General features: G+C 58.2%; 9 protein-coding genes. 3 read left to right on the top strand and 6 right to left on the bottom strand.

What is annotated here, in order from left to right; translation table 11 throughout:
* Positions 1 to 51 precede the first annotated feature (51 nt).
* From AB4O41_RS22710 to treP, 3 genes are all read right to left on the bottom strand, one after another.
* Positions 52 to 1,275, bottom strand: a complete 1,224-nt coding sequence (locus AB4O41_RS22710) for a carbohydrate porin (protein WP_460144772.1) — start codon at positions 1,273 to 1,275, stop codon at positions 52 to 54.
* A 106-nt stretch (positions 1,276 to 1,381) separates the two neighbouring features.
* The gene (gene treC, locus AB4O41_RS22705; protein ID WP_460144771.1) at positions 1,382 to 3,031 is read right to left on the bottom strand and encodes an alpha,alpha-phosphotrehalase; all 1,650 of its coding nucleotides are present in this window, start codon (positions 3,029 to 3,031) and stop codon (positions 1,382 to 1,384) included.
* 116 nt (positions 3,032 to 3,147) lie between these two features.
* A complete protein-coding gene (treP, locus tag AB4O41_RS22700) occupies positions 3,148 to 4,590 on the bottom strand; it encodes a PTS system trehalose-specific EIIBC component (RefSeq protein WP_460144770.1) in 1,443 nt (480 codons plus the stop codon).
* Positions 4,591 to 4,827: 237 nt separating this feature from the next.
* On the opposite strand from treP, the gene treR reads away from it, so the two are divergent.
* The 3 genes from treR to AB4O41_RS22685 all read left to right on the top strand — a co-directional run bounded on the left by treR (position 4,828) and on the right by AB4O41_RS22685 (position 9,375).
* Entirely contained in the window at positions 4,828 to 5,532 is a 705-nt protein-coding gene (gene treR, locus AB4O41_RS22695) for a trehalose operon repressor (RefSeq protein WP_460144769.1), read from the top strand.
* 437 nt (positions 5,533 to 5,969) lie between these two features.
* Positions 5,970 to 6,809 carry an alpha/beta hydrolase gene (locus AB4O41_RS22690; protein WP_460148401.1) on the top strand — a complete coding sequence of 280 codons (840 nt, stop codon included), beginning with the start codon at positions 5,970 to 5,972 and terminating at the stop codon, positions 6,807 to 6,809.
* Positions 6,810 to 7,077: 268 nt separating this feature from the next.
* Positions 7,078 to 9,375, top strand: coding sequence for an autotransporter family protein (locus AB4O41_RS22685; protein ID WP_460144768.1), 2,298 nt, complete (start codon positions 7,078 to 7,080; stop codon positions 9,373 to 9,375).
* Between the two features lie 293 nt (positions 9,376 to 9,668).
* Here AB4O41_RS22685 and guaA read toward each other — a convergent pair whose 3' ends face one another.
* The 3 genes from guaA to AB4O41_RS22670 form a co-directional block, all read right to left on the bottom strand.
* A complete protein-coding gene (gene guaA / locus AB4O41_RS22680; protein WP_007903619.1) occupies positions 9,669 to 11,246 on the bottom strand; it encodes a glutamine-hydrolyzing GMP synthase in 1,578 nt (525 codons plus the stop codon).
* 93 nt (positions 11,247 to 11,339) lie between these two features.
* A complete protein-coding gene (gene guaB, locus AB4O41_RS22675) occupies positions 11,340 to 12,809 on the bottom strand; it encodes an IMP dehydrogenase (protein WP_460144767.1) in 1,470 nt (489 codons plus the stop codon).
* Positions 12,810 to 13,007: 198 nt separating this feature from the next.
* On the bottom strand, positions 13,008 to 13,556 hold the full coding sequence (locus AB4O41_RS22670; protein WP_460144766.1) for a sugar ABC transporter ATPase: 549 nt from the start codon (positions 13,554 to 13,556) through the stop codon (positions 13,008 to 13,010).
* Positions 13,557 to 13,663: the final 107 nt, after the last annotated feature.

The raw sequence follows: 13,663 nt of genomic DNA, 5'->3' as shown, positions 1-13,663 counted from the left end.
CTGTTTTGTTCTTTGAAGTGCTGATGGAGCGCGAGGCTCCGACAGCATCGCTTATTTCCACCAATACTCGACCTGCAATCCGACGTTCGAACCGTGTCGCGCCGTGCCGAAGGCGCCTGTGTCGGACAACGCCGAACCCGCCGCCAATTCATTGGCCGCCCGTTTGGCCGCCTCGTTCCAACTGGCATAGGTGTAATACAGACGCACCTCGGGACGCGCCCAGAATTCCGGGCCCTTGGGCGACCAGGTCGGGGCGAAGGTGAACTTGCTCAGCTTGCGCGTCCCACCCGTGGCGTCGACCTGATCGTGCCCCAGTTCAGTCACCAGTTTGAACTGCTCGGTGATCGCATAGGCCGGGCGAATCCCGAGGGAAATCCAGTTCTGGTCGGCGCCGTCCGGGCGAATGTCTTTCTGGTAGACCGCTTCAACTTGCCCGCCGAAACGCGGCGTCACTTGCCAGTCGAAGAACTCCACAACACGGTAGCTTTTACTGCTGTCGTCCAGCCTCACGTTACCGGTATAGCCCAACCCGGTGCCGGGGCCTTCGCCGTATTGAAAGGCCAGTTTATTCTTGCCGCCCAGAAAGCCCTTCTGCACATGCTGGGTGGTAATCGCCCAACCGCGGTGAGCGTCGCGGCTGTCGGGTTTGTCGATGTAGCTCAGGCCGAATTCCAGTTCGCCGCCGGGGTTGGTATTGAAGCCGGCGACATTGAAATCGTGACGGTTGATGTAGTCCTTCTGGTACAGGTTGTCCTTGCGCGAGAAGGCGTAGCTGTACTTCAGATCGCCGATCAGCACATCTTCGATACCGCCACCGGTGGCGCTCTGGTTCCAGTAGTAGAAGTCGGAAATGTGGATATCGTTCCGCTTGTAATAACGCCGACCGGCCCACAGCGAACCGCCGTTGAGGCTGGGCATGTTCGACCATTGCGCATACAACTGTGGCATGCGCACCGAGCCATTGTCGCCGTTGAACGTCAGGTCTTTGTCGTACTGGTTATACAGCGATGCCATGCCGTCGACGCTGAGCACCGAACCATCGTCCAGGGTGTACAGATCCTGGCGCAGTTCAAGTTCGGCGTATTGCTCGCATTCGTTACCCAAGCGGTATTTGGTCTGCGCTCCCGGCAGCTGAAAACACTGCTGTTTACCACTGTTAACCGAGGTGCCGACGCCGCTGCGCAGGTAACCGGCGAATTCCAGCGCCTGGGCCGACAGTGGTAATGCCAGGCATATGCCCGCCGCTACAAGGCTGCGATTTATCGTTATTTTCAAGAACCACCTCATTATTTTTATTGTGTGATGCAGCAAAATCGGCGCGCAAGACTCCCCCGCGCAGCGTTCTGCGTGTTTTTAAAACGATGTATTTATTGGTTAAGCGTTAGTGGTCGCTCAGGTGCAGAACGAACGACTCATAAGGCCGCAAAAAGACCTGTCGGCTTCGATCCGGACAGTCCGGGTAGTTGCTGATGACCAGACGTTGCGCCATCGCTTCATTGATCACGTCTGGCGGCAGTTCGACTTCGCACGGCGCGCCGTAGAAGTTGTTCAGCACCAGCAAACGCTCGCCATGGCCTTCACGCACATACGCCCAGATTTTCGTGTGCTCAGGCAATAACTGCCGATACACGCCGTCGGACATCAGCGTTTCACTGCGGCGCAGGGCAATCAGCTGACGGTAGTGATGCAGCACCGAATCCGGGTCGTCGAGTTGATGCGCGACGTTGATCTGCGCCACGTTGGCCGGCACGCCGATCCAGGGCTCGACCGCACTGAAACCGGCGTTCGGCTCGGCGTTCCAGTGCATTGGCGTGCGACCGTTGTCCCGGGATTTCTGCATGATCGCTGCCATGTTGTCGGCGTCGCGGCTACCGGCTTCGCGCTTGAGCCGGAAGATGTTCAGGGTTTCGACATCGCGGTACTGATCGATGTGATCGAAGCCCGGATTGGTCATGCCCAGCTCTTCACCCTGGTACACGAACGGCGTGCCTTGCAGGAAATGCAGCGCCGTGCCGAGCATCTTCGCCGACACCACACGATGCTCGCCGTCATGACCAAAACGCGAGACCACCCGTGGCTGATCGTGGTTACACCAGAACAACGCGTTCCATCCGCCGCCAGCCTGCATGCCGGTTTGCCAGTCGGAGAGGATGCGCTTGAGTGCAAGGAAATCGAAATCGGCGCGAACCCACTTTTGCAGGTTCGGGTAATCAACCTTCAGGTGATGAAAGTTGAAGGTCATCGACAGCTCTTTCGACTCCGGTCGCGAGTAGCGAATGCAGTGTTCCAGGCTGGTGGATGACATCTCGCCGACGTTGATCAGGTCATGGCCTTCGAACACTTCACGGTGCATCTGCTGCAAGTAGTCGTGGACGTTAGGGCCGTCGGTGTAGAAGCGCCGACCGTCGCTGTTGTCCTCCGGGAAATCCGCCGGTTTGGAAATCAGGTTGATCACGTCCAGACGGAAACCGCCCACACCTTTGTCGCGCCAGAAACGCATCATCTTGAAGACTTCGGCACGCACCTGGGGGTTGTCCCAGTTCAGGTCGGCCTGAGTGTGGTCGAACAAGTGCAGGTAGTACTGACCGGTCTGGGCCTCGTACTCCCAAGCCGAACCGCCGAACTTGGACTCCCAGTTGTTCGGCTGGTCGCGCCAGATGTAGAAATCGCGGTAAGGGTTGTCGAGGCTGCTGCGGGCCTGCTGGAACCAGGTGTGCTCGATCGAGGTGTGATTGACCACGATGTCGAGCATCAATTTGATCCCGCGCTTGCCGGCCTCGGCGATCAGCAGCTCGCAGTCGGCCATGGTCCCGTAGCTTGGGTCGATGGCGTAGTAATCGCTGATGTCGTAACCGTTGTCGCGCTGGGGCGAACGCAGGAACGGCGTGATCCACAGGCAATCGACACCCAGCCAGTGCAGGTAATCGAGCTTGGCCACGACGCCGAGCAAATCCCCCGTGGGGTTGCCGGCGTGGCTGTGAAAACTCTTCGGGTAGATCTGGTAGATCACCGAACGTTGCCAGTCTTGCATGGCGGGATTCCTTCAGTAAGTTTTGTACTGGGCTTAAGGGCCCTTCGCGAGCAGGCTCGCTCCCACAGTTGATCGCATTTCAATGTGGAAGCGAGCCTGCTCGCGATAGCGATCTATTAAGCGACCCGATACCCAGGCCGGACAATCCTCATGCTCAACCCGCAGGTCAGAACAAACGGTACGACCATGGCAATCACCATCCCGACCATGAACATCGGAATGAATTGAGGAATGATCGAGATGAAACCGGGCAAGCCGCCGACACCGATCGCCGAAGCCTGGACCTTGTTCAGCGACAGGAAGATGCAGCCCAGCGCCGAGCCGATCAGGGCCGCATAGAACGGAAATTTGTAGCGTAGATTGACCCCGAACATGGCCGGTTCGGTGATACCGAAGTAGGCAGAAATCGCCGAGGTCGAGGCCATGCTTTTGTCCCGCACACTGCGGGTCATGTAGAACACCGCCAGTGCCGCGCTGCCTTGGGCGAGGTTGGACATGACGATCATCGGCCAGATGAAAGTGCCGCCCTGGGTGGAGATCAGTTGCAGGTCGACCGCGAGAAACATGTGATGCATGCCGGTGATCACCAGCGGTGCATAGAGCAGGCCGAAAATCGCGCCGCCGACCATGGGCGCCAGGTCGAACAGGGCGACCACGCCTTCGGTGATGAGAATCCCCAGATGGCGGGTCACCGGGCCAATCACCGCCAGCGCCAGCACGCCGGTGACGACGATCGTGGTGATCGGCACCACCAGCAATTGCACCGCGTTAGGCACTCGCGCTCGCAGCCACTTTTCGATGACGCTCATCACATAGGCCGCCATGAGGATCGGCAGGATTTGCCCCTGATAACCGACTTTCTCGATTTGAAACAGACCGAGGATGTCGAAGTACGGCAGGCTCTGCCCCTCCAGCCCAGCCACCGCTTTGCCGTAGTTCCAGGCGTTGAGCAGATCCGGGTGCACCAGCATCAAGCCGAGCACGATGCCGAGGATTTCGCTGCCGCCAAACCGCTTGGCCGCCGACCAGCCCACCAACGCCGGGAGAAACACGAACGAGGTGTTGGCCATCAGGTTGATCAGGCTCCAGAGCCCGTCAAGCTTGGGGTAGGCATCGAGCAGAGTCTTGCCCTCGATGAACATGCCCTTGGCGCCGATCAAATTATTGATGCCCATCAGCAGGCCGGCAATGATCAGCGCCGGCAGGATCGGCATGAACACGTCGGAAAATACCCGCACCAATCGCTGCATCGGATTGATCTTGTCGACGCTTTTCTGTTTGACGTCGGCGATGGTCGAGGCGGCGAGACCGGTTTGCCGGCGCAGCTCGGCGTAGACCTTTTCCACTTCGCCGGGGCCGATCACCACCTGGAACAGACCACCGGTAAAGAATGAACCCTTGACCAGATCGATCTGGTTCAGCGCGGCGCTATTGACCAGTTTCGGGTCCTTGAGAGCCAGGCGCAGCCGTGTGACGCAATGCGCGGCCTGCTCGAGGTTGTCGCTGCCACCGAGGCTGTGCAGCAGCTCAGTGACGATATTCGGATAGTCGTGGCTCATGATTGTCCTTGCGCTGTTGTTTTTTGTTATTGGCAGCACGCCGAAGCGAAAAGTACTCGTCTGTACGAGTTAAAGCAACAACTCGTACAGACGAGTTTTATTTTGTTTACCCTGAACCCGACAAACGGCGACATTTCCTACCTCCGAAGTCAAAGAAACCCAAAGCCGCATGGACAAACCCCTACCCTGCCCTTAAGGTTCGAAACCTTGAGCACAGCGCGGCACAGAGCCATCCCCATGAGTAAATACAACCAGATCTACATCGATCTGCTTGCCAACATCACGACCGAACGTCTGGAACGTGGCGCACGTCTGCCTTCCGAAACCGAACTGATGGACAGCTATCAGGCCAGCCGCGGCACCGTGCGCAAAGCCATCGAGCAATTGCAGGAGCGCGGTTTCGCCCAGAAAGTCCATGGCAAAGGCACCTTCGTGCTGTCGACCAACCCGATCGAATTTCAGCTCGGCGGCATCGTCAGCTTCCAGGAAACCTACCCGCGACTGGGTAACGACGTCAGCACCGAGGTGGTCGAATTCACTCAGATCCCCCTTGAAGGCCCACTGCTCGAACACATCAAGGCTGCAGAAGGCAGCCTGATCACGCGGATCAAGCGCGTGCGGCGAATCGACGGCAAACGGGTGATCCTCGACATCAACCATTTCGTCAGCGACGTGATTCCCGGCCTGTCCCGCGACATCGCCGAACAATCGATCTACGCCTTCATCGAACAGACCCTGCAACTGCAAATCGCCTACGCCCAACGCACCATCGAAGCGGTGCCCCGCAGCAAGGACGACCAGCAACATCTGGACCTCGATGGGCAAAGCCATGTGATCGTGGTTAGTAACCAGACGTTTTTGCAGGATGGCAGGCAGTTCGAGTACACCGAATCGCGACATACCCTGGACAAGTTTTACTTCTCGGATGTGGCCCGGCGCTGAAACGCAAAAGGCCCCGTGAACTCGCGTTCACGGGGCCTTTCATTTGTTACGGACGACCAGCTAAAGCCGGGATCACTCCCACTCTATTATCAACTAGACAAATTCACCCTTTAAATAATGGCCTCAAGATAAACAAAATCCGCAGGCCGGAATATTCTTCATTAGTTCACAGTATTTAAACCCATCATTACGAGTGAAACCGAGACGTTGCATAAACTGAAATTGAAGCACCTGTTCGTTTATTGGGTAATGGTTTTGTAGCCCTCCCACAGGGTCGCCACATCCTGCCATTGCTGCCCTAACATAACCTAGAACTACACCGCCAATGCCGACGTCAATGCCGATGCCTCCACTGCCAAGGTGTGTTATGACAGATGATCATTAGATCCTTTCCCTGTCGTCGGACATTGGCCGGCTTCTATAAAGCCTGGATGGTGATGGTCTGCGCGATTCTCATCGCCTGCCAATCGCCGCGCGAGGCACTGCAACAACTGGCTGAAGAGCACGGCCGACAATTGGAGGTCCTCCGGGGACACGCCTTCCCCCTCGTCATACTTGCGCCGCACACTGCAGAAAAGATGACTCGCCTGCGTGTCTACCTGGAAGGCGATGGCCATTCCTGGGCGACGGCCACTCAACCCAGCCTGGATCCGAGCCCGCACAATCTGTTAGTGCCACGCCTGGCGGTCGATGATCCGACACCGAATGCGTACTTGGCACGCCCCTGCCAGTTCGTCATGGCCGCAGCCTGTCAATCAGCACTCTGGACCAATCGACGATTTTCTCAGGAAGTGGTCACCCGCCTCAGCCAGGCGCTGGACCAATTAAAACAGCGATATGGCAACAGGGAGTTCGAACTAGTGGGGTATTCAGGTGGAGCCGCTCTCGCATTATTGTTAGCGGCGCAGCGCAATGATGTTACCCAGGTGCAAACCCTTGCTGGCAATCTCAGTCCACGTCTATGGGCGACGATGAAAGGACTGTCGCCACTCGACGGTTCACTGGATCCGCTGGACTACCGTAATCGACTCGCCTTATTACCCCAGCGTCATCTCATCGGAGAAGCAGACCTGATTATTCCAGGTAGTTTAGCTGATAGGTACCAACAGGCGCTTGGCTCGCCCCTCTCCCAATGCGTCCATGTACCAGGAGCAAGCCATGATAGGGGGTGGGAAGCGACATGGAGCCGATGGGCTAAAACTCCGTTGGTACATGAGAATCCTGAGATTAAGGGTGGGCAGGTCCGTTTAAAAACATCCGAATACCATCCCCCCTAGTGCCTGACCCGGGCGTGACCGCAACGGCGACCTAAAGTTCCGCTTATTGCTGAATAACCCCGTAAAGCCTCAAAAAACAGCTGTAACTTCGCCTTTTTTAGTTTTTTTTTCGGCATTGATTATTTTTATGATGAATTGTCCTACAAGCATCGTGTAAATTTGCACGCGCTTGAATCAGCACTTCACTGACAAGCTGGCAGGGATGCCTAAAACAGACGCTGATGCGCAGGTTGTTCCCTGTCAGTTTCTGCCCTGTAAGGATACTGCCTTGAACATTTCCCACCTGCGCCGCTCGTTGTTGGCGCTGTCCGTCGCGGCTGCCACTGCCACGGTCCATGCCGCACCCGCACCCGACCTCAACTACGACCTGAGCACAGGGGCATACAGCAGCTCCGGTGATGTTTTCAATAACGCCATCTTCACCGGGACGTCGCAAAACGCAGGTGTAGAACTGACCGATGTGACCCTGGCGGGCAACCTGGTCAACCAGGGCAAAATCAACCTGACGGCCGCGAACCCCAGCGACATCCCGGCCGGTATCTCCATGACCCTCAATTCCACCGTCGCTGGCGATCTGGTAAATAATGGCGACATTACGGTGAGCGGCAACGGCGCCATGGGGCTGGACCTGTATCTGGCGAATATCGCGGGTGAAGTGAACAACAACGGCAACATCACTGTGACTGGTCAAAATGCCAATGGCATGATGATCACTTCGACCCAGTCGCGCATCAATAACTCGGGCACTATCACCGCTCGCGGCATCGACTCTGCGGGTATCGAGATCGAGAACGCTCGCTTTACCGGTCAGATGACAGGCGCCCCCTTCAAGAGTGATATCAACAACAGCGGGACTATCTCGGCCGAAGGGGTGGGTATCCACTTTATCAGCCTCGACCCCTCCAGCTATACCTTCTCCATCACGCAGACAAGTGGCCTGATCGAGGGCGGCACCGCAGCGATTCTGGCGGACGACAATGCATCTCCCTCGTATTTTTACTGGCAAGGAGGGCAAGTAAAGGGTGACCTGCTGGGCCTCAGTGGTGTGCTGGTGCGAGGGGACGCGATGTTCGATGGCTCGACCATCCGCGCCGGTTACGTCGATATCGGCGATGGCCGCCTGACTCTGCTTCGCCCGCAGACTACGATTGTGGGCGACCTCGACATGGACAGCGACACTGCGCGCTTGCGCTTGCTGCTGGATAACAACACTCTGCCCAACACGCCGATCCTGAAAGTCACCGGCAATACCTTCTTCGCTCCAGGCAGCCAGATCGAACTGCAGGCTCGCTCCGACGACTTCCGCACGTCGGCCCAGGGCACCCGCTACACCCTCATCAACTCTGGCACTTGGGAAGAGCCGCAGAACCTGTCCGTGGTTTCCTCCTCGGCGCTGCTTGAGGTGAGGAACTTCGGCATCGAAGGCCAGGACGTGAAAGCACTGGTTGCCACCCGCAGTGATGAGGTGATCACGCAAGACCTGCTGGGTGCCCGTGGTTCGCGCAACGCGGTGAACGCCATCAAACCGTTCAAGAACACAGTCTTGGGCCTGATGGACGAAAGCGACCCGGTATTCCAGCGTTTCGCCAACGCCGCCACCAGTGAAGATCTGGCCAAACTTGCCGAAACCCTGACCCCGGACGTCAGCCGTGGGGCGATCAACGCCGCCACCAACAGCCAGAACCTGGTCGCAAGTGCCATCAACCGCCGCGCCAGCAAAGCGCGTAGCGGTCTGTCCTCCGGCGACGTCCTGGCAGAACAAGGCGTATGGCTGCAAGCGCTGTCCAGCGATGCCAACCAGGACAGCCGCCACGGTATCGACGGCTACGACGCCAACACCAACGGCATCGCCGTGGGTGCCGACGGCAAGCTCAACGCCGATACCACCGTGGGCCTGGCTTACAGCTACCTGACCAGCGACGTCAAATCCGACCTGGGCAACAAAACCGACGTCAGCGGCCATGCACTGACCCTGTACGGCAACTGGGCCCGTGACAACTTCTTTGTCGACACCTCGCTGATGTATGGCTGGAACGACAACGAGTCCAAACGCTACATCGCCGGTACCCGCGCCAAGGCCGACTACGACAGTGAGATCTTCGGCGTCAACGCACTGGCAGGCTACACTTTCCAGCTCGACAAGCAGTGGCTGCTGGAACCACAGGTCGGTGCGCGCTATGCCAACGTATCGATGGATTCGTACCGTGAAAAAGGTAGCTCAGCCGCCCTCAACGTCGGCAGCCAGCGCTATGAAATCGGCGAAATGGGCCTGGGCGCTCGTCTGGCGGCCGCTTTTGACGTAGGTGTGGGCAGCCTGGAACCGGAAGCCAAGCTGATGGCCTGGCACGATTTCATCGGCGACAAGGCCGGCACCACCTCCACCTTCGTGCTCGGCGGTACCCCGTTCACCACCACAGGCGCGACACCGGCGCGCGACAGCTACGAGCTGGGACTGGGCGCGAACTACCGCGTAGGCGCGTGGAGCGTGGGAGGGACGTACAACTACCTGACCAGCAGTGGTTTCGACGCCGACACCTTCACTGCGAACGTGCGTTACGACTTCTGATCAACGTCTTCGTCTGAAACAACAAAACCCGCCAATGCGGGTTTTGTTGTTTGAGGCTGATGGTAAAGCCCGTAAGCGTCTGGGCACTGAATCAAAACCGCCCCAGGCTGTAACTGTCTCTGCGCAGAAAAGCGCTATCGATACCATGTCGGCATTGCTCTACCGAACATGGTGTCGATATTCGTTTCTGATGAGACCGGCACCACGTACCATGAACCAAGCCATTGATGACGTGGAAGAAATCGCAAACATTCTGATTTTTTACTTATAAAACAGATAGTTGCGGATCAACCCTACTCCCACTCAATGGTCGCTGGCGGCTTGCTCGACACGTCGTAAGTGACGCGGGAGATGCCTTCGATTTCATTGATGATCCGGCCGCTGACGGTTTCCAGCAGTTCGTAAGGCAGGTGTGCCCAACGCGCGGTCATGAAGTCGATGGTTTCCACGGCACGCAGAGCAACGACCCAGGCGTAACGACGGCCATCGCCCACCACGCCAACCGATTTCACCGGCTGGAACACCACGAATGCCTGGCTGACCTTGTGGTACCAGTCGGCTTTACGCAGCTCTTCGATGAAGATGTGGTCGGCGCGACGCAGCAGGTCAGCGTATTCCTTCTTCACTTCACCGAGGATCCGCACGCCCAGGCCCGGGCCCGGGAACGGGTGACGGTAGACCATGTCGTACGGCAGGCCGAGTTCCAGGCCCAGTCGACGGACTTCGTCCTTGAACAGCTCGCGCAGGGGCTCAACCAGCTTGAGGTTCATTTCTTCCGGCAGGCCACCCACGTTGTGGTGCGACTTGATCACGTGAGCCTTGCCGCTTTTGGCGCCAGCCGACTCGATCACGTCCGGGTAAATGGTGCCTTGGGCGAGGTATTTGATGTTATCCAGTTTGTTGGACTGGGCATCGAAAACGTCGATGAAGGTACGGCCGATGATCTTGCGCTTTTTCTCTGGGTCGCTTTCGCCTGCCAGATTGTCGAGGAACTGGTCCTCGGCGTTGGCGCGAATCACCTTGACGCCCATGTTCTCGGCGAACATGGCCATCACTTGCTCGCCTTCGTGCAGGCGCAGCAGGCCGTTGTCGACGAAGACGCAGGTCAGCTGGTCGCCGATAGCCTTGTGCAGCAGCGCGGCAACCACCGAGGAGTCCACACCGCCGGACAAGCCGAGCAATACGTTGTCGGTGCCGACCTGGGCGCGTACCTGAGCGATGGCGTCTTCGGCAATCTTCGAAGGCGTCCACAGGGCTTCGCAGCCGCATATGTCGAGGATGAAGCGCGAGAGGATGCGACCGCCCTGCTTGGTGTGGGTCACTTCCGGGTGGAACTGCACGCCGTAGTAGCCGCGAGCATCGTTGAACATGCCGGCAATCGGGCAGCTCGGGGTGCTGGCCAGGATGTGGAAGTCTTCCGGCATCTTGGTGACCTTGTCACCGTGGCTCATCCACACGTCGAGGCCGAACAGGCCGTCAGCGTCGATGTGGTCTTCGATGCCATCGAGCAGGCGGCTCTTGCCGACCACGTCAACGCGGGCATAACCGAATTCACGCAGCTCGGAACCTTCGACCTTGCCACCCAGCTGTTCAGCCATGGTCTGCATGCCGTAGCAGATACCGAAGACCGGTACACCCAGGTCAAACACCGCTTGCGGGCAGCGCGGGCTGTCGGCTACGTGCACGGACTCGGGGCCGCCGGCGAGAATGACGCCTTTTGGAGCGAATTCGCGAATCGCTTCGTCGTCCATGTCGAACGGATGCAGCTCGCAGTACACGCCGATTTCACGCACGCGGCGGGCAATCAGCTGGGTGTACTGGGAACCGAAGTCGAGGATCAGGATGCGGTGGGCGTGAATGTCGAGGGCCATGTGGTCAGTCTCGTCTATGCAGTTCGGTGAAGAAAATCAGAAACAACTCGGGGCTGAAAACAGCCCCGGTTACTTAACTTATTGCTGGAAGCTTCAACCTACGCGGTAGTTTGGCGCTTCTTTGGTGATTTGCACGTCGTGAACGTGGGACTCGGCCATGCCAGCGCCGGTGATCCGCACGAACTCAGGCTTGGTGCGCATTTCTTCGATATCGGCGCTACCGGTGTAGCCCATGGAAGAACGCAGGCCGCCCATCAGTTGATGGATGATGGCGCTCAGGGTGCCCTTGTACGGAACACGCCCTTCGATGCCTTCCGGAACCAGTTTCTCGGCGCCTGCCGAGGAGTCCTGGAAGTAACGGTCGGAGGAACCTTGAGCCTGGGACATGGCGCCCAGCGAACCCATGCCGCGGTAAGCCTTGTACGAACGGCCCTGGAACAGTTCGATCTCGCCTGGCGCTTCTTCAGTACCGGCGAACATCGAGCCCATCATCACGCAGGAAGCACCGGCAACGATGGCCTTGGACAGGTCACCGGAGAAACGGATGCCGCCGTCGGCGATCAACGGAACGCCAGTGCCTTCAAGGGCAGCGGCGACGTTGGCGATGGCACTGATTTGCGGGACGCCAACACCGGCGACGATACGGGTGGTGCAGATCGAGCCAGGGCCGATACCGACCTTGACTGCGTCAGCGCCGGCTTCGGCCAGGGCCTTGGCGGCAGCGCCGGTGGCGATGTTGCCGCCGATGACCTGCACTTCAGGGAAGTTCTGTTTAACCCAGCGAACGCGGTCGATCACACCTTTGGAGTGACCGTGAGCAGTGTCGACCACTACCACGTCAACGCCAGCGTGGACCAGGGCAGCGACGCGGTCACCGGTGTCTTTACCGGTACCGACTGCAGCGCCAACGCGCAGACGACCTTGATCGTCCTTGCTGGCCAGCGGGTAAGCCTTGGCTTTTTCGATGTCGTTGACGGTCATCATGCCTTTGAGGGCGAATTTGTCGTCGACGATCAGAACGCGCTCGATGCGGTGCTTGTGCAGCAGTTCACGCACATCGTTCTTGTTGGCGCCTTCCTTGACCGTGACAAGACGTTCTTTAGGCGTCATCACTTCACGGACGGAGGCGTCCAAGCGGTTCTCGAAACGCACGTCACGGGAAGTGACGATGCCGACCAGGTCGCCATCGTGCAGTACCGGAACGCCGGAGATGTTGTGCAGGCGAGTCAGTTCGAACAGTTCACGAACCGTGGCATCAGCCTCGATGGTGATCGGGTCCTTGACCACGCCGGCCTCGTACCGCTTGACCTTACGCACTTCGGCAGCTTGCTGCTCGATGGTCATGTTCTTGTGGATGATACCGATGCCACCTTCCTGAGCCATGGCAATTGCCAATCGGGCTTCAGTAACGGTGTCCATGGCAGCAGAAACCAGTGGAATATTCAGCTCGATGCCACGGGTAAGGCGGGTCTTGAGACTGACTTCGTTAGGAAGCACCTCGGAATAACCGGGCACTAGGAGAATGTCGTCGAATGTCAGAGCTTCTTGGCTGATACGCAGCATCGCGGGGGCTCCCGAGCGGGAAAATGGAAGCGCGCCATTATAGTCAGACACCCCCTCGGGTTCAATGTAAAACTCTGTCTATTATCGACACAGTGATCGACGGAGGTTTTGACACACAAATCCCGTAGGAGCGAGGCTTGCTCGCGAAGGGGCCATCACTGGCGCCAAAAGCTTCGCGGGCAAGCCTCGCTCCTACCTTTACAGTTCGACTTTGATCCAGCTCACGGGTTGATCCAGCCAATCGGCAAATTCGTCGATGAAGCTCTGCTTGAACCCGGCCTCGAGCCAGTTGTTGAAAATGAAACCCAGGTTGGAAAAGCCGCATTCCTGCAAGAACAGAAACCCGTTGATGTCGTCTTCATGTCCGCATTCTGGGCACGTGAAGTTATCGGTGCGCCCCGGCATCCACTCTTCCAGGCTTTCGAACAGCGCTTCGCCGATCTCCTTGCGGCACTCGGCGCAGCCGGCTTCTTCGAGAAACCCCTTGGCCGGTGTATAGATGCAACGCTTGGTGATGATCTCCAGGCCATTGATCGGCTCACCGAACGGCAGCGCGTCAGGGTGCAGGACCACGGCGCGGGCACCGTCGGCGATGGCGTGGGCCATGCGATTGCCGGTGCGGCCACAGGTGGTCAGTTCTTCTTTAATGATGTTCTTGCGCACCAGCCAACGCACGACCGCCCGGGCCCGGGGTTCGTGTACCGGCAGGGTGGAGATTTTCGGGACGATGATGCTTTGGGAATTCATGGTGCAAGCCTACAAATGCTGAATGATCCACCCTTGTGGGAGCGAGCCTGCTCGCGATGAGGCCATTGCAGCCAACATTGTTGTTGCCTGACCTACCGCCATCGCGA

The organism is Pseudomonas sp. S2_A02 (assembly GCF_054668495.1).
This window is presented reverse-complemented; position numbering and strand designations above follow the sequence as displayed.